The organism is Bradyrhizobium genosp. P (genome assembly GCF_049949265.1).
GTDB lineage: Bacteria > Pseudomonadota > Alphaproteobacteria > Rhizobiales > Xanthobacteraceae > Bradyrhizobium.
Map to the genome: position 1 here is coordinate 1 of NZ_CP188195.1, position 16,478 is coordinate 16,478.

General features: G+C 65.1%; 12 protein-coding genes and 1 pseudogene. 10 read left to right on the forward strand and 3 right to left on the reverse strand.

From position 1 onward, the window contains the following. The 9 genes and pseudogenes from dnaA (at window position 1) to ACP2YO_RS00045 (ending at window position 10,907) form a co-directional block, all read left to right on the forward strand. Window positions 1-1,425, forward strand: a complete 1,425-nt coding sequence (dnaA, locus tag ACP2YO_RS00005) for a chromosomal replication initiator protein DnaA (RefSeq protein WP_426438063.1) — start codon at window positions 1-3, stop codon at window positions 1,423-1,425. A 241-nt stretch (window positions 1,426-1,666) separates the two neighbouring features. Continuing rightward, a complete protein-coding gene (gene dnaN / locus ACP2YO_RS00010) occupies window positions 1,667-2,785 on the forward strand; it encodes a DNA polymerase III subunit beta (protein ID WP_426438064.1) in 1,119 nt (372 codons plus the stop codon). A 51-nt stretch (window positions 2,786-2,836) separates the two neighbouring features. Beyond that, a pseudogene (locus ACP2YO_RS00015) lies at window positions 2,837-3,122 on the forward strand (GIY-YIG nuclease family protein). 46 nt (window positions 3,123-3,168) lie between these two features. Beyond that, a complete protein-coding gene (recF, locus tag ACP2YO_RS00020) occupies window positions 3,169-4,308 on the forward strand; it encodes a DNA replication/repair protein RecF (RefSeq protein ID WP_426438065.1) in 1,140 nt (379 codons plus the stop codon). Window positions 4,309-4,540: 232 nt separating this feature from the next. After that, window positions 4,541-6,976, forward strand: coding sequence for a DNA topoisomerase (ATP-hydrolyzing) subunit B (gyrB, locus tag ACP2YO_RS00025; protein WP_426438066.1), 2,436 nt, complete (start codon window positions 4,541-4,543; stop codon window positions 6,974-6,976). Window positions 6,977-6,991: 15 nt separating this feature from the next. After that, the gene (gene murA, locus ACP2YO_RS00030) at window positions 6,992-8,284 is read left to right on the forward strand and encodes a UDP-N-acetylglucosamine 1-carboxyvinyltransferase (RefSeq protein WP_426438067.1); all 1,293 of its coding nucleotides are present in this window, start codon (window positions 6,992-6,994) and stop codon (window positions 8,282-8,284) included. A gap of 56 nt (window positions 8,285-8,340) precedes the next feature. Then, window positions 8,341-9,738, forward strand: a complete 1,398-nt coding sequence (locus ACP2YO_RS00035) for an MATE family efflux transporter (protein ID WP_426438068.1) — start codon at window positions 8,341-8,343, stop codon at window positions 9,736-9,738. Window positions 9,739-9,776: 38 nt separating this feature from the next. Beyond that, window positions 9,777-10,250 carry a DUF2867 domain-containing protein gene (locus tag ACP2YO_RS00040; protein WP_426438069.1) on the forward strand — a complete coding sequence of 158 codons (474 nt, stop codon included), beginning with the start codon at window positions 9,777-9,779 and terminating at the stop codon, window positions 10,248-10,250. Between the two features lie 3 nt (window positions 10,251-10,253). Continuing rightward, window positions 10,254-10,907 (forward strand): 2-hydroxychromene-2-carboxylate isomerase, encoded by a 654-nt coding sequence (locus ACP2YO_RS00045; protein ID WP_426438070.1) that lies wholly within the window; start codon window positions 10,254-10,256, stop codon window positions 10,905-10,907. 10 nt (window positions 10,908-10,917) lie between these two features. On the opposite strand, the gene ACP2YO_RS00050 is transcribed toward ACP2YO_RS00045, so the two are convergent. Beyond that, entirely contained in the window at window positions 10,918-12,033 is a 1,116-nt protein-coding gene (locus ACP2YO_RS00050; protein WP_426438071.1) for an FUSC family protein, read from the reverse strand. A 123-nt stretch (window positions 12,034-12,156) separates the two neighbouring features. Between ACP2YO_RS00050 and ACP2YO_RS00055 the strand changes: the two genes are divergently transcribed. Next, on the forward strand, window positions 12,157-13,527 hold the full coding sequence (locus tag ACP2YO_RS00055) for an MmgE/PrpD family protein (protein WP_426438072.1): 1,371 nt from the start codon (window positions 12,157-12,159) through the stop codon (window positions 13,525-13,527). A gap of 131 nt (window positions 13,528-13,658) precedes the next feature. Here the strand turns inward: ACP2YO_RS00055 and ACP2YO_RS00060 are convergent, their stop codons facing one another. Next, window positions 13,659-15,086 (reverse strand): serine hydrolase domain-containing protein, encoded by a 1,428-nt coding sequence (locus tag ACP2YO_RS00060; protein ID WP_426438073.1) that lies wholly within the window; start codon window positions 15,084-15,086, stop codon window positions 13,659-13,661. Between the two features lie 308 nt (window positions 15,087-15,394). Beyond that, window positions 15,395-16,453: a helix-turn-helix domain-containing protein gene (locus ACP2YO_RS00065; protein WP_426438074.1), complete on the reverse strand. Its 1,059-nt coding sequence runs from the start codon at window positions 16,451-16,453 to the stop codon at window positions 15,395-15,397. Between the last annotated feature and the right edge of the window lie 25 nt (window positions 16,454-16,478).

Here is a 16,478-nt window from a genome sequence, read left to right on the forward strand (position 1 = left end):
ATGACGAACACGGAACAAGATCGCTGGTCACGGGTAAAGGGACGGCTGCGGACGACCGTTGGCGAGGATATCTATACGAGCTGGTTTGCGCGGATGGACCTGGAAAGCGTGCACGATGAGAGCGTGCACCTGTCGGTTCCGACCCGGTTCCTGAAGAGCTGGATCCAGGCGCACTACACCGATCGTGTGCTCGCCTGCTGGCAGGCCGAAATGCCCGAAGTGCATCGCATCGACCTCACCGTGCGCTCCGCGATCCGCGCGGCGGCGCCGGTGAAGGAAGCCCCCGTCGAGGCGCGCCGCATCGAGCGCACCGACGGCCGTCCCGCGCCGGAACTGCGTTCGTTCGCGACCGCGCCGGTGTCCGCAAGCCATGACGCGCTCGGCGGCTCGCCGCTCGATCCGCGCCTGACCTTTGCGAGCTTCGTCGTCGGCCGCTCCAACACGCTGGCGCACGCCGCCGCGCGACAGGTCGCGGAAGGACGCCGCGGCGATCCCGTGATGTTCAATCCGCTCTACATCCATGCCGGCGTTGGCCTCGGCAAAACCCACCTGCTGCAGGCGGTGACTTGGGCCGGCAACTCGGGCAACGAGCGCAAGGTGCTGTATCTCACCGCCGAGAAGTTCATGTACGGCTTCGTCGCCGCGCTGAAGACGCAGACGGCGCTGGCGTTCAAGGAGGCGCTGCGCGGCATCGATGTGCTCGTGATCGACGACCTGCAATTCCTGCAGGGCAAGTCGACGCAGGCCGAGTTCTGCCACACGCTGAACGCGCTGATCGACGCCGGCCGCCAGGTCGTGATCGCGGCCGATCGTCCGCCGTCGGATCTGGAAAGCCTCGACGACCGCGTGCGTTCGCGGCTCGCCGGCGGGCTCGTGGTCGAGATGGGTTCGCTCGGTGAGGAACTGCGGCTCGGCATCCTCAAGTCGCGCGTCGCCGCGGCCCGCGCGCATCATGCGACTTTCGACGTGCCGGAAGAGGTGCTGGATTATCTGGCGCGCACCATCACCCATAACGGCCGCGACCTCGAAGGCGCGATCAACCGCCTGCTGGCGCATTCCAAGCTCAACAACCAGCCGGTGACGCTGGAAATGGCCGAGCGCGAGGTGCGCGACCTGATCCGTCCGCAGGAACCGAAGCGGATCAAGATCGAGGACATCCAGCGCGTGGTCGCCCGGCAATACAATGTCAGCCGCTCCGACCTGCTGTCGTCCCGCCGCACCGCCAATGTGGTGCGCCCGCGCCAGGTTGCGATGTATCTGGCCAAGACGCTGACCTTGCGCTCGCTGCCGGAAATCGGCCGGCGCTTCGGCGGCCGCGACCACACCACGGTGCTGCACGCCGTGCGCAAGATTGAGGCACTGGTGGCCAAGGATACGGCCCTCTCGGAAGAGGTCGAATCGCTGAAGCGCCAGCTGCAGGAGTAAGCCTTTCGGCCCCGTCGCCCTTCTCCCCTTCGCAAGGGGAAGGGCGAACGTTATTTCCGACCCAAAACGTGGGGGAACGGCCTCCGTTTCCCTTGCGCCCGCCCGCCATCCGCGCCACCTTGCGGTCCCCCGTGGGTTTGATCAAATCCGATATTGATCCGGCTTTTCGGGTTTCAATGCCGCGGTGCTGCCATGAACGGCCGCCCGGCTTTTCCATCTGAGGGATCTGGCGGGTATTGCAATGAAGGTTACCGTCGAGCGCGCGCAACTCCTGAAATCGCTGGGCCACGTCCATCGTGTGGTCGAGCGCCGCAACACCATCCCGATCCTCGGCAATGTGCTGATCCGTGCCGAGGGCACCAAATTATCGCTGAAGGCGACCGACCTCGACCTTGAGGTGACGGAAACGCTGGCCGCCGAGACCGGAACCGCCGGCTCGACCACGGTGCCAGCGCACATGTTCTACGACATCGTTCGCAAGCTGCCCGACGGCTCGCAGATCGTGCTGGAAGCCGACGGCGACCGTTCGATCCTGGCGGTGAAGGCCGGCCGCTCGCGCTTCACGCTACAAACGCTGCCCGAGAGCGATTTTCCGGATCTTGCCGCCGGCGACATGACGCATTCGTTCTCGCTGCCGGCTGCCGACCTCAAGCGCCTGATCGATCGCACCCAATTTGCGATCTCGACCGAGGAGACCCGTTACTATCTCAACGGCATCTATTTGCACTCCGCCGGCAGCGCCAAGGCCGCGACGCTCCGTGGTGTTGCGACTGACGGCCATCGCCTGGCGCAGATCGACCTGGTGCTGCCCAAGGGGGCGACCGGCATGCCCGGAGTGATCGTGCCGCGCAAGACAGTCGGCGAGGTGCAGCGGCTGATCGAGGACGGCGAGGCCGAGATTGCGATCGAGCTGTCGCAAGGCAAGATCCGCTTCTCGCTCGGCAATGTGGTGCTGACCTCGAAGCTGATCGACGGCACCTTCCCGGACTATGGCCGCGTCATTCCACAGAACAACGATAAGGAACTCGTCGTCGACAAGAAGGATTTCGAGGCTGCCGTCGACCGCGTCTCGACCATCTCCAGCGAACGCGGCCGCGCCGTGAAGCTCGCGCTGTCGGCGGGCAAGCTGATCCTCTCGGTAACCAATCCGGATTCCGGCAGCGCCACCGAGGAACTCGAGGTGGAGTACGCCTCCGACGCGCTCGATATCGGCTTCAACTCGCGCTATTTGCTCGACATCGCCGCCCAGATCGAGGGCGAAGTCGCGGTGCTCAGGCTCGCCGACCCCGGCTCGCCGACGCTTGTCCAGGACAAGGACAACAAGGGCGCGCTCTACGTCCTGATGCCGATGCGGGTGTGATTCTTTTCCCTCGTCATGGCCGGGCCTGACCCGACCATCCATCAAACAAGAATGACCTATTGGGTGTACATCCTCGCGAGCAAGCCGGGCGGCACCCTGTATGTTGGCGTGACCAACAACCTTGTCCGGCGAGTTTATGAGCATCGCGAGGGATTGGCCGAAGGCTTCACCAAGCGATACAGCGTCAAAACGCTGGTCTATTTTGAAGCGCACGAAACAATCGCAACTGCTCTTCAGCGAGAAGAACATCAAGCACTGGTCTCGCGAGTGGAAGATCGACCTGATCGTTGCAAGCAATCCCGAGTGGCGGGATTTATATAATGAGATTGTCCGCTGACGCGGACGATGGATTGCCGGGTCAAGCCCGGCAATGACAAGGTAACATGACCCCGTCCCGCATTCATCGGCTGTCCCTGACGCATTTCCGGAATTACCGGGCGGCGACGCTGTCGACGCGGGGCGACATGGTGGTGCTGGTCGGGCCGAACGGCGCCGGCAAGACCAATTGCCTGGAGGCGATCTCCCTGCTGTCGCCAGGCCGCGGGCTGCGCCGCGCGACACTTGAGGACATCGCCGACAATCAGGGCGACGGCTCCTGGGCGGTGTCGGCGGAAATCGAGGGCGCGCTCGGGCTCGCAACGCTCGGCAGCGGCATTGATGCGCCGACCACTGAGACAACCGGCAGCAGCCGGCGCTGCCGCATCGACCGCGAGCCGGTGGGTTCGGCGACCGCCTTCGGCGATCATCTGCGCATGGTGTGGCTGACGCCGGCGATGGACGGCCTGTTCATGGGCGCGGCGTCGGAGCGGCGGCGCTTCTTCGACCGCCTGGTGCTGGCGATCGATTCCGACCATTCCAGCCGCGTCTCGGCGCTCGAACGATCGCTGCGCTCGCGCAACCGGCTGCTCGAAGTGCGCAACTATGACGATCATTGGTGTGACGCGATCGAGCGCGAGACCGCGGAGCTGGCGGTCGCGGTCGCCGCATCGCGCGGCCAGACCGCCGCCAAGCTCGCCGTGATGCTGCGCAAGCGCGGCGCAGCGTCGGCCTTCCCCTCCGCCGAGATCATGCTCGACGGCTGGATGGAAAACGCGCTGCTGCAGGAGCCCGCCACAGCGGTGGAGGACCGTTACCGCGAGATCCTGCGCAGCAGCCGCCCGCGTGACGCCGCCGCCGGACGCACGCTGGACGGCCCGCATCTGACCGACCTGCAGGTGATCTATGCGCCGAAGAACATGCCGGCGCGCGACGCTTCGACCGGCGAGCAGAAGGCGTTGCTGATCGGGCTGGTGCTGGCGCACGCAACCATGGTCGCGGAGATGACCGGCATCGCGCCGCTGCTGCTGCTCGACGAAGTCGTCGCCCATCTCGATCCCAGCAGGCGCAAGGCGCTGTTCGCGGAACTGGCCAAGCTTGGCGCGCAGGTCTGGATGACCGGCGCTGATCCCGCCGCTTTCATCGACATCGGTCCGACCGGTGAGATCTTCGACGTCGAGTCCGGCCGCGTCACCGGCCGCGGCTAAGGGGCGTGGAATCGTCGTCTGAAAAGCCCTCGAATCTGCCTTCGAATCGGGCTTTTCGACAGCCTTGGAATCACCCTCTGACTGCCTTGAAAGAGGAACAAAAAATCCTATTTATTCAATAGTTTGCGGACGGAGACTTTGCGCTAGGCGCAATGCCTCTTTCATGGCACAAATGGTGTAATCAGCGCCCCTTGTTGCGCCGCTGATTCGGGACACTCCTCGAAGGCCTCACATGACAGAACCTGCCCGGCAGACCCCTGCCGAATCTGAGCATCCCATTCCGATCGAATATGGTGCGGAATCGATCCGGGTGCTGAAGGGTCTCGACGCCGTGCGCAAGCGGCCCGGCATGTATATCGGCGATACCGACGACGGTTCCGGCCTGCACCACATGGTCTACGAAGTCGTCGACAACGCGATCGACGAGGCGCTGGCGGGCCATGCGAGCCGTGTCCTGGTCACCCTCAACTCCGACAATTCCGTCACTGTGTACGACGACGGCCGCGGCATTCCGGTCGACATCCACAAGGGCGAAGGCATCTCGGCGGCCGAGGTCATCATGACCCAGCTCCATGCCGGCGGGAAATTCGACCAGAACTCCTACAAGGTCTCCGGCGGCCTGCATGGCGTCGGCGTCTCCGTCGTCAACGCGCTCTCGAGCAAGCTCGAGCTGCGGGTCTGGCGCGACGGCAAGGAACATTACATCGAATTCGCCCATGGTGACGCAGTCGCGCCACTGAAGACGGTCGGCGAAGCCAATGGCAAGCGCGGCACCGAGGTCACCTTCCACGCCTCCGGCGAGACCTTCAAGAACATCGAATATGATTTCGCGACGCTTGAGCACCGCCTGCGCGAACTCGCGTTCCTCAACTCCGGCGTCAACATCGTACTGTCGGACATGCGCCACGCGGTCGAGAAGCGCGAGGCGATGCATTACGACGGCGGCGTCGAGGAATTCGTCAAATATCTCGACCGCAACAAGAAGGCGATCGTGCCTGCACCGATCATGGTGCGGGCGGAGGCCAACGGCATCGGCGTCGAGGCCGCGCTGTGGTGGAACGACAGCTACCATGAGAACGTGCTGTGCTTCACCAACAACATCCCGCAGCGCGACGGCGGCACCCATCTGGCCGGCTTCCGCGGCGCGTTGACGCGCCAGGTCAACGGCTATGCCGAGGCCAATGCGAAGAAGGAAAAGATCGCGCTGACCGGCGACGATTGCCGCGAAGGCCTCACCGCGGTGCTGTCGGTGAAGGTGCCCGATCCGAAATTCTCGTCGCAGACCAAGGACAAGCTGGTGTCCTCGGAAGTGCGCCCGGTGGTCGAGAATGTGCTCAACGAGGCGCTCGCCGCCTGGTTCGAGGAACATCCGGGCGAGGCCAAGGTCATCGTCGGCAAGGTGATCCAGGCGGCGGCGGCTCGTGAAGCCGCGCGAAAAGCACGCGAGCTGACGCGCAAGAATCCGCTCAGCGTCTCCTCGCTGCCCGGCAAGCTTGCCGACTGCCAGGAGAAGGATCCGGCCAAGTCCGAACTCTTCATCGTCGAGGGCGACTCGGCCGGCGGCAGCGCCAAGCAGGGCCGCAACCGCGAATTCCAGGCCGTGCTGCCGTTGCGCGGCAAGATCCTCAATGTCGAGCGCGTGCGCCCGGACAAGATGCTGTCGAGCGAGCAGATCGGCACGCTGATCACCGCGCTCGGCACCGGCATCAGCGACGATTTCTCGGTCGACAAGCTGCGCTATCACAAGATCATCGTGATGACCGACGCCGACGTCGACGGCGCTCACATCCGCACGCTGCTGCTGACCTTCTTCTATCGTCAGATGCGCGCGATCATCGATGGCGGCTATCTCTATATCGCCCAGCCGCCGCTCTATAAGGTCTCGCGCGGCAAGTCCGAGCAATATTTGAAGGACGAGCGCGCGCTGGAGGATTATCTGATCTCGACCGGGCTCGACGAATGCGTGTTCAAGCCGGCCTCCGGCGACGACCGCTCGGGCCGCGACCTGCTGTCGCTGGTCGAAGACGCCCGCGCCATCCGCTCGGTGCTGCGCAACCTGCACAGCCGCTATAATCGCGCGGTGATCGAGCAGGCCGCGATCGCGGGCGTGCTGAACCCCAGGATCACCAGCGAGATCGATACCGCGAACGCGGCAGCCGATTACATCGCCAAGCGGCTGGACGCCGTCGCTGACGAAGTCGAGCGCGGCTGGATCGGCTCTTTCACCGAAGGGCAAGGTTTCCAGTTCGAGCGCACCGTGCGCGGGGTCAAGGAAGCAGCTGTTATCGACGACGCGTTTCTCGGCTCGGCGGATGCACGCAAGCTCGACGAATATGCAACCAAGCTGCAAGAGGTCTACGTGCGGGCTGGCAAGCTCCGACGCAAGGATGCCGAGCAGGCCATCCACGGCCCGATCGGCCTGTTCGAGGCCGTCACCGACGCCGCCCGCAAGGGCGTCTCGCTGCAGCGCTACAAAGGTCTCGGCGAAATGAACCCGGGTCAGCTCTGGGAAACGACGCTCGATAAAGATGCACGCTCACTGCTGCAGGTGAAGGTCAAGGAGGTCGACGAGGCCGACGATATCTTCACCAAACTGATGGGCGACGTGGTAGAACCGCGCCGCGATTTCATCCAGGAAAACTCGCTCAGCGCCAATATCGACATCTAGGGAGCCTCTCACCGCGTGCCGCCGATCCAGTACATCGTAGAAGGCGGCCGCCGGCTCTCCGGCACCATCGAGCCGTCCGGCAACAAGAACGCCGCGTTGCCGATCATCGCCGCGGCGCTGCTGACCGAGCATCCGGTCACGCTGACCAACGTCCCGCGGATCCGCGACACCGAAACGCTGGTCGAGCTGTGCCGCTCGGTCGGCGCAACAGCGGAATGGACCGAGCGCAATACGCTTGCCATCCACGCCAAGGAGATCCGCGCCGCCGATCTCGATCCCGAATTGTGCGCGCGCATCCGCGCCTCGATCCTGCTCGCAGGTCCCCTGCTCGCCCGCTGCGGTGAGGTGGCGCTGCCGCCACCCGGCGGCGACGTGATTGGCCGCCGCCGTCTCGACACCCACTTTTTGGCCTTCGAGCAGCTCGGCGCCACCGTCACTGCGACGCACCGGCTCGAATTCCGCGCCTCGCGGCTAAAGGGCGCCGACGTGTTCCTCGATGAGCCCAGCGTCACCGCGACGGAGAACGCGTTGGTCGCCGCCGTGGCCGCCCGCGGCACCACCTATCTGCGCAACGCGGCCTCCGAGCCGCATGTGCAGGACCTTGCAAACTTCCTGGTCGCGCTCGGCGCCAAGATCGAGGGCATCGGCACCAACACCATCACCGTGCACGGGCCGGCCACACTCGGCGGCACGACCTATGCGATCCAGCCCGACCATATCGAGGTCGGCTCGCTGATCGGGCTCGCCGCGGTGACGCGCTCGCCGCTGCGCATCGCGCGCGCCGGTGTCGAGCATCTGCGCTCGATCCGGATGGGATTTGAGCGGCTCGGCATCGTCTGCGGCGTCGAGGGCGACGATCTCGTGGTGCCATCCGGCCAGACCATGAAAATCCGCGACGATTTCGGCGGCCATGTGCCGAAGCTCGAGGACCAGCCGTGGCCGGCGTTCCCGGCCGACCTGATGTCGATCGCGATCGTCACCGCAACCCAGTGCGACGGCGTCATCCTGATGCACGAGAAGATGTTCGAGTCGCGGATGTTCTTCGTCGACAATCTGATCGCGATGGGCGGCCGCATCGTGCTGTGCGACCCGCACCGCGCGATCGTCGCTGGCCCAAGCCGGCTGCGCGGCGCGCCGATGATCTCGCCCGACATCCGCGCCGGCATGGCGATGCTGCTCGCTGCGGTCTGCGCCGAAGGCACCTCCACCATCAACAATGCCAGCCAGATCGAACGCGGCTATGAGCGGATCGATGAGCGGTTGAATGCGCTCGGCGCCAAGATCAAGCGGATACCGGCGCGATCGTGATCTCCTGCGGCAGCTTGGCCATGCTCTTGGCCTGCTTGCCGTGCTAAGCGTGCGCTATGACCTCCATCGACAAGATCGAACCGGCCGCGTCGCGCGCGGCCGTTAACGTCACTGACAACCTGCTTACGGCCGAGCTTGCTGAAACGCTGAAGCTCGCGGTGCCGCTTGCGCTGACCCAGCTCGGTCAGATCGCGATGATGACGACCGACCTCGCCTTCATCGGGCGATTGGGCAGCGAGACCGTGGCCGCTGCGGCACTGGCGCACACGGTGTTCTTTGTCAGCTTCACCTTCGGCATGGGCCTGGTGTCGGCGGTCTCCCCATTGGCGGCGCAGGCGTTCGGAGCACGCGACCCGCGCGTCATGCGCCGCGCGCTACGCGTCGGCCTGTGGGTGGCGCTGTTCATCGCCTTGCCGCTGATGGCGCTGCCGTTCCATGGCGAAGCCGTATTGCTCGCACTTGGCCAGGCGCCGGCGGCTGCCCATCTGGCTCAGCAATATCTGTTCGGGCTCGCCTGGGGCATCCTGCCCGCGCTGTGGTTCATCGCACTCCGCGGCTTCATGAGCGCGGTGAATCGGCCGGAACCGGTGCTGTGGATCACGCTGGCGGCGATCCCGGCCAATGCCCTGCTGGTCTATCTGCTGCTCTATGGCAAAGCGGGCATACCCGAGCTCGGCCTGTTCGGCGCGGGACTGGCGACGACGCTGGTCAATTTCGGGATGTTCCTCGCCGGCGCATGGTTCGCCGCACGCCGCCGTCCGTTCCGGAAATACCACGTCTTCAGCCGCATCTGGCGCATCGACTGGCCGCTGATGGGCAAGCTCGTGGCCGTCGGCGCACCGATCTCGCTGTCGTTCCTGCTGGAATACGGCATGTTCGGCGCCGCCGGCCTCTTGATGGGCCTGATCAGCACCACCGCGCTTGCTGCGCACCAGATCGCGCTGCAGATCGCGGCGATCCTGTTCATGGTGCCGTTCGGCGTCGGCATGGCCGCGACGGTGCGGGTCGGCCATGCGATCGGCCGGCGCGACCCGGGCGCGCTCCGACGCGCAGGCTATGTCGCGGTCGCGCTCAGCGGCGCCTTCATGAGCATCATGACACTCGCGGTGATCCTGGCGCGGTTCGAGATCGCGGAGATATTCCTCGGCGAAGCCACCGACACCACCGCCAAGCTCACCGCGACGCTGCTGCTGATCGGCGCGACCTTCTTCATCGCCGACGGCGTCCAGACCACGACGGCCGGCGCATTGCGCGGCATGAACGACACCCAGCTGCCGCTGCTGTTCGCCACCATCAGCTACTGGCTGGTCGGGTTCGCGTCGGCCTATGCGCTCGCCTTCTGGGCGACGTATGGCGCCGTCGGTGTCTGGATCGGGCTGTCGCTCGGGACCGCTGTCTATGCCACCCTCCTGATCTTGCGTTTCCGCCGGCTGGCACGCAGACTTGCAAGATGATGGTTGCAAGATGAAGGTCGCTGGACGATGGTTACCGGATGAAGGTTGATGAGGTCACGCCGAACGTCGATCCGGGCGCTCTGCTCGCGGGCGCGCAGTTCATCGACGCCTTCCGTGTCGCCATCGCACACCCCGATCTCGATGCGCGTCATGCCACCGAGGCGATGGTCGCGCGGCAGCCGCGCTGGGCCGAGGCGCTGCTCGCCTTGCGCAACATCCTGGTCGCACCGCTTGGCCTGAAAGCATCAGGCGCTGATAACGCCGCGCCGCGCGACATGATCGGGTTATTTCCCGTCGTGAGCGAGACGCCGGAGCGGCTGGTGGCCGGCTTCAACGACAAGCACCTGGATTTCCGACTCGTTGTCGACGTGGTCACAACAGGCACGACGCGCAACGTCACTGCAACTACGCTGGTGCTGACGCATAATTGGTTCGGACGCGCTTATCTCGCATTGATCCTGCCGTTCCATCGCGTGATCGTGCCTGCGATGCTGCGCAAGGTCGCGGATTAGATCATGACATTATCAGTCGATCTCTTTTTCTCGTTCCGCAGCCCCTACAGCTATCTGGCGCTGCCGAAGACGCTGAAGATGGCCGCCGACTACGACGTCGCGGTGAACCTGCGGCCGGTTTATCCGCTCGCGGTGCGGGTGCCCGGCTTCTTCAAGAAGACAAATCCGCAATTCGCGCGCTATGTCGTACTCGACAGCCGCCGTGTCGCCCAGCACGAGAACATTCCGTTCCGTTTTCCGCGGCCGGACCCGATCGTGCAGGACATGACGACGCTCGACGTCGCCGAACATCAGCCCTACATCCACCGCCTGACGCGGCTCGGCGCCGCCGCGCAACTTGAAGGGCGCTCGCTCGATTTCACGCACGCGATCAGCCGCGTGCTGTGGGACGGCAGCGTCAAAGGCTGGAACGAGGGCGATCATCTGGCTGACGCCGCGACCGCCGCCGGCTTCGATCTCGCCGCGATGGACGCGGCCCTTGCCGCGGATCCTGATCGCTATGAGCAGGTCATTAAAGACAACGAGGACGCTCACGCCGCCTCCGGCCATTGGGGCGTTCCGACCTTCGTGTTCGAGAACGAACCGTTCTTCGGTCAGGACCGGATCGACCTCCTGATCTGGCGGATGGAAGGCAAAGGCCTCAAGCGCCGCAACTGATAGCCTGAGATCAGGCCACGCGTTCCTCTGCGGCGTCCTCGTCCGTGCACCAGTTGCCATGGCAGCGCTTGAGGTCGGTGAGGTTCTGTCGCATCTGGTCCAGCGAAAATCCAAGCGCGTAGAACCGCTCGGCGGCGTCGACCGGCAGGCCGCGGATCAGACCATCCTTACGCAACGCGGCGACTTCGGTGCTGTAGGCCGCTAACGCCGCATCGACCGGCGCCAAGTCCGCCGAGCCGCTGCCGGCGCGCAACGAGGACGCCACGGATTTCATGTAGATGACGATCGCATTGCTGACGTCTGCCAACGGCCGCGCCAGCCGCGCCTGGATATCAGCCGGCAGCGGCACGCCACTGGCTCGCCCGATCATCACGACGTCATGCCGCAGGCGCTGGATCGTGCGCAACAGCGGTCCGGTATCCGGCCCCGACGACAGATGCATGGAACGCTCACGCTCGGCCTCCGCGCCGGTCGCATGCAAGCTCGTCACGGCAACACCGATGCCATCCTGGATCCGGTGCAGCGCATCGTTGTCGAGCCCGCGCGTCAGGCCCGCCATCAGCTCGGCGAACGCCGCAGCGAGCAGATCGAGCAGCCTCGACGAATTGACCCGAATCTGGCTGACCGCGCGCGACGGCAGCACCAGGAACGAGATCATCAGCCCGGTGAGCGCTCCGACCGTGACCTCGAGGACGCGATCGATCGCGGAGTCCAGCGGATTGGACTGATGCATCGTCGGCAACAGCAGCACGATCACGGCCGTCACGGTCGCGGAGTTGAGGCTCGGATTGAGCGAGGCGATGAACGCGAGCGGCACGATCGCCAGCACCAATAGCGCCAGCAGGCTGCCCTCGCCGGAATGCGGAATCAGCACCGCGATCGCGCCGCCATAGACGGCGCCGCCGATCGTGCCCAGCATGTAGTCGCGGGTCGCCTTCAGCGAGCGGCCGACGCTCATCTGGGTGACGATCAGAGAGGTCAGCACGGCCCACAAGGGCAGCAGCAGGTGCAGTGCCACCGCGATGGCATAGGCTGCCACGCCCGCGGACGCGATCCGCACCGCCAGCGCCAGCTGGGTCTTGCGGGTCCAGAACAGGTCGAACATGCGTTTTGCGAAGGTCTTCATGCATCCCGATCCGAAAAGGTCCGTGTTAAGCGACTTCGGGCATGGCTGCTGCCCGCGGCGGCAAGACGGCTTGAATGGCCTCACAGCCCCGCCTACCCTGCGCCGCAAAATTGAGGAAACACGATGGCCCACGAAACCGCAACGCTTGCCGCCTATGTCGCCGACCTGAAATATTCCGATATCCCGCCGGAGGTTCTGGAGCGCGCCAAGGTGCTGACGCTGGATTTTCTCGGCAGCGCCATTCGCGCCCGCCGCGATGCGGAATCGACGCCCTCGCTGATCAAGATGCTGGAGGCGCTGGCGCTGGACGGCAAGGGCGAAGCCACCGTGTTCGGCGACGACAAGACCTGGACCCCGGCGGTGGCCGCGTTGCTCAACGGCGCGCTCGGCCATTCGCTCGATTTCGACGACACCCATGCGGATTCCTCGCTGCACGCGAGCGCGCCCGTGGTGCCCGCCGCGTTCGCAGTCGGTGAGATGGTCGGCGCCTCCGGCCGCGACGTGCTGACCGCGATCGTTGCAGGCTATGAGGTATGCTGCCGGCTCGGCAACGCGCTCGACCCGACCTCGCACTATGCCCGCGGCTTCCATCCGACCGCGACTGCCGGCACGTATGGCGCCGCGGCGGCGGCGGCAAAACTGTTCGGCCTGTCGAAGGAACAGATCGAGTCCGCGTTCGGCGTGTCCGGCAGCCAGGCTGCAGGCTCGCTGCAGTTTTTGGTCAACGGCGCCTGGAACAAGCGCTATCAGGTCGGCGCGGCCGCGATGAACGGGGTGATCGCAGCGACCCTGGCGCGCAACGATTTCGTCGGCTCATCCGAATCGGTCGAGGGCAAGCACGGCCTTTTGGTCGGCTATAGCGACAATCCGCATCCCGACAAGGCGGTGGCCGGCCTCGGCAGTATTTATGAGACGATGAAGATTGGCGTAAAACCCTATCCGAGCTGCCGCTATACCCATGCCGCGATCGACGCGCTGATTGCGATGCGTCGCGAGCACAATCTGACCCCGGACCAGATCAAGAAGGTCGAGATCGGCCTGCACCGCAACGGCATCACGCTGACCGGCGACGCCGCCACCAAGCGGCACCCGACCTCGATCGTCGGCGGCCAGTTCTCGATGTTCTTCACAGGTGCTATCGCACTCGACCAGGGCCACTTCGGCTGGGACGATTACGAACGGCTGGGCGATACAGCGATCGACGCGCTCGCCGACAAGTTCAATGTGGTGCAGGACGACCGGCTCGAGGTCGGCCGCACCCACCCGTTCGGCGCCCGCGTCTCCATCACCACCGACGACGCCGTGCTTGAGCGGCTCTACGCCGATCCATCCGGCGAACCGACCTCGTTCCCCGACGCGCAGGCGATGCAGCAGAAATTCCTGACGCTGGCCCGCCCGGTGCTCGACAAGCGCGCCGACCAGCTCGCGGATGCAATCCTGACGCTGGAGCATTTTGATCGGGTGGAGAAGGCGACGCAGTTGGGACGGCAGTAGTTCAAGGCCGAGGTCTCGTCACACCACCGCTGTCGCCCCTGCTGTCGACCCATCACAGCTGTCGTCCCTGCGAAAGCAGGGACGACACTGAGTGTGTTGCAACGGGCAAGTTGTCGAACGCTGACGCTCCGTCAATTGCCTCTCGCAAGCGCCGCCTTGTCCGATGTCGCCGCGACCACATCGCGGACGAGATCGAACACGCCATCGGCCTCCGGCGGCGCATTCGGTGAACGGCCGAGACGGACGATCACGAGTCGTTCCGACGGCACCACGATCACATACTGCCCGATCGTGCCCTTGGCGAAGAAGGCATCGCGCGGCCAACCACGGCTGATGCGGTACTTCGCGCCAAAGCTGTCACCGAGATTGGTCCAGAATCCGGCGCCATAGCCAACCCAGGCGCTCGGCGTCGGTGACGCGGAGTACTTTACCCAGCCCTCGGGCAGGATACGCTTGCTGCCGGCCATGCCGTCATTGAGATAGAGCTGGCCGAATCGGGCCCAGTCGCGCCCGCTCGCCATCATCTGGCCCGCCCCTTCTGGCGTGCCTACGGCGTCGAATTGCATCGCGACATGGCGCATGCCGAGCGGGCCAAGCAACTCCTGGCGCGCGAAGCGCATCACGTCGGCCGCGTGCCCGCCGGCCGCATTGCGGATGAGATGCGAGAGGATGAGGTAGTTGCCGTCGTGGTAGTTCCAGACGTGTCCGGGCGCGCTCTCGAGCGGAAAGCTCTCGGCGAATGCGGCCATGTCCGATTCCATGAACTTCATCCGGTTGACCGGCTCGAGCGTGGAGGCCAGCGAGGCTTGCAGCGAGCTGCCAAGCGCTAGTCCCGCCGTGTGGCGCAGCAACTGATCGACAGTGATCGCGTGGCGCGGATCATCCTGGTTCTGCCAGGCTGCAACCGGCACCGGCTGATCGACCATCAGCTTGCCATCGCGCACCAGAATCCCGATCAACGCCGAGATCATTGACTTGGTTGCTGAGAAGCCGAGCAGCGGCGTGTCGATGCCGATGGCGTCGGCGTAACGCTCGGCGACGACGTGGCCTTCCTTCATCACGACGATCGCGTGGGTGTGGCGGAACGGCGGCTCGGCGGGCTCGGCGAATGCACGGTCGAGCGCGGCAGCAAGCTGTGGGCTCTGCGGCGCGACTATGGCGGGGCCGGCGATGTCAGGCAATGATGCGGCTTGCGGCTTCCCGGGCGGGAGCGAGGCATCGGCCAGCACCTCGCCATGGTCGAGGGTGCAGCCCATCCCCTCGCGATAGACCGCATGGCTCCGGCCGAGCCCGAACAGCGTCACGGTGACGTCCTTCTTGGCGCGGTCGACTTGATAGTCGATCGCCCAGGTGATCAGGCCGACGCCCGGCATCGCCTCCGTGGTCTCGGAGAAGACTCGCTTCGGTTCGAGCCCGCTGACAAAGGTCTCCGAGCAGAGGATGTTGGCGACAAATCCGGTCGCTACTTTCGGCACGTCGCGGGCGCGAGCGGCAGAAAAGGCCAGCGCGCTGAGCGCGGTGGTGGCAGCGAGGATGAGAGTGAGCTTTCGACGGGTCACAGTGTGGTCCTCCGGCAAGGCGCAACAAGCGCGTGGCGGGGAGTAGGCCGTGATGAGCGCGCGGGCGCTCGCCGGATTTGGAAATCGGGCTAGTCGAAAGCCGGACGCGGCTGGCCGATTCCGAAATTCATTCGCAATTACAACGGGTAGAGCCGCAAGCTTGGTTCACCTCTCCCGCTTGCGGGGAGGTCGGATCGCATCAAAGATGCGATCCGGGTGGGGGCTCTTTCCACTGCACGACTCGCGGAGACACCCCCACCCTGGCCTTCCCCCGCAAGCAAGCGGGAGAGGGAACAGAATCCCCACCCTCACGCCGCACTCACTTTCAGCCGCCGGTACTCCGTCGGGGTCACGCCGGTGGTCGCCTTGAAGGCGCGGTTGAAGGGGCCGAGCGACTGGAAGCCTGCGTCCATGGCGATGGTAATGACGGGGACTTCGGCCTGGGTGGGATCGGCGAGCGCGGCCTTGGCCTCCTCGATCCGGTGGTTGTTGAGGAAGACGTTGAAATTGCGGTAGCCGAGCCGCTGGTTGATCAATCGGCGCAGACGGTACTCCGGAATCTTCAGCCGGCTCGCCAGCGTGCCGATCGTAATGTTGTCGTGCCGGTAGATGCGTTCGTCCGCCATCAGCCGGATCAAGGCATCGACCAGCTTCTGATCTGCCGCCTCCTCGGCCGCGACCGGCTTTGCGAGCACGACGGCCTCGGGCGGCGCGGTGAACAGATCGGCACCGTCGATGCGCATCATCGCCCAGGTGATCGCGGCCACGATGCCGGTGAACACGGCCGCATTCGCCAGGTTGGCCCATTCCACCGTCACGTGGCTGCCGGCATACGCGATCTGAAGCAGCGCGTTCATTCCGCCGTATAACGCGGACGAGGCAACGATGAAGACGCGGAGGCGGCGGCGGCGCTCGACGAGATCCGCCGACCAGGATCCGATGGTCTGCGCCACCGCAAGCGCGATAAAGACGAGCACGAGCAAATTGACCATGACGATCGCAGTCCGCGCGTTGCCGCCGGTCGCGATCCACATGCAATTGACGTAGCTGAAAGCCACTACCGCAGCCCAGATCAGGCCGTGCCACCAGCGTAGCTGAAAGGCGTCATCAAACAGCGCTCGGGTAAACAACCAGAACACCACGATGTCACCGGTCGCCAGCGCGATCAGTGGCGCATGCCAGGCCGAGATCGGCGGCCCGGCACCGATCGACGCGGTCACCGCATGCGCGGCCGCGCCGAGCGCGAAGGCGATCACGAGCCGCCCGGCCAGCACCTTGCGGAAATCTGCGAACATCGAGGCTGCAAGCACCAGCAGCAGCGTCACGGCGGCAGCGCGCAGGCACAGTTCTGTGGCGGCAACGTTCATCACAACGATTCGCTTCAGGCTCAAA

Coding starts and splice junctions, on each gene's coding strand:
- dnaA (WP_426438063.1), top strand. CDS start 1: ATGACGAACACGGAACAAGATCGCTGGTCACGGGTAAAGGGACGGCTG.
- dnaN (WP_426438064.1), top strand. CDS start 1,667: ATGAAGGTTACCGTCGAGCGCGCGCAACTCCTGAAATCGCTGGGCCAC.
- recF (WP_426438065.1), top strand. CDS start 3,169: ATGACCCCGTCCCGCATTCATCGGCTGTCCCTGACGCATTTCCGGAAT.
- gyrB (WP_426438066.1), top strand. CDS start 4,541: ATGACAGAACCTGCCCGGCAGACCCCTGCCGAATCTGAGCATCCCATT.
- ACP2YO_RS00035 (WP_426438068.1), top strand. CDS start 8,341: ATGACCTCCATCGACAAGATCGAACCGGCCGCGTCGCGCGCGGCCGTT.
- ACP2YO_RS00040 (WP_426438069.1), top strand. CDS start 9,777: ATGAAGGTTGATGAGGTCACGCCGAACGTCGATCCGGGCGCTCTGCTC.
- ACP2YO_RS00045 (WP_426438070.1), top strand. CDS start 10,254: ATGACATTATCAGTCGATCTCTTTTTCTCGTTCCGCAGCCCCTACAGC.
- ACP2YO_RS00050 (WP_426438071.1), bottom strand. CDS start 12,033: ATGAAGACCTTCGCAAAACGCATGTTCGACCTGTTCTGGACCCGCAAG.
- ACP2YO_RS00055 (WP_426438072.1), top strand. CDS start 12,157: ATGGCCCACGAAACCGCAACGCTTGCCGCCTATGTCGCCGACCTGAAA.
- ACP2YO_RS00065 (WP_426438074.1), bottom strand. CDS start 16,453: ATGAACGTTGCCGCCACAGAACTGTGCCTGCGCGCTGCCGCCGTGACG.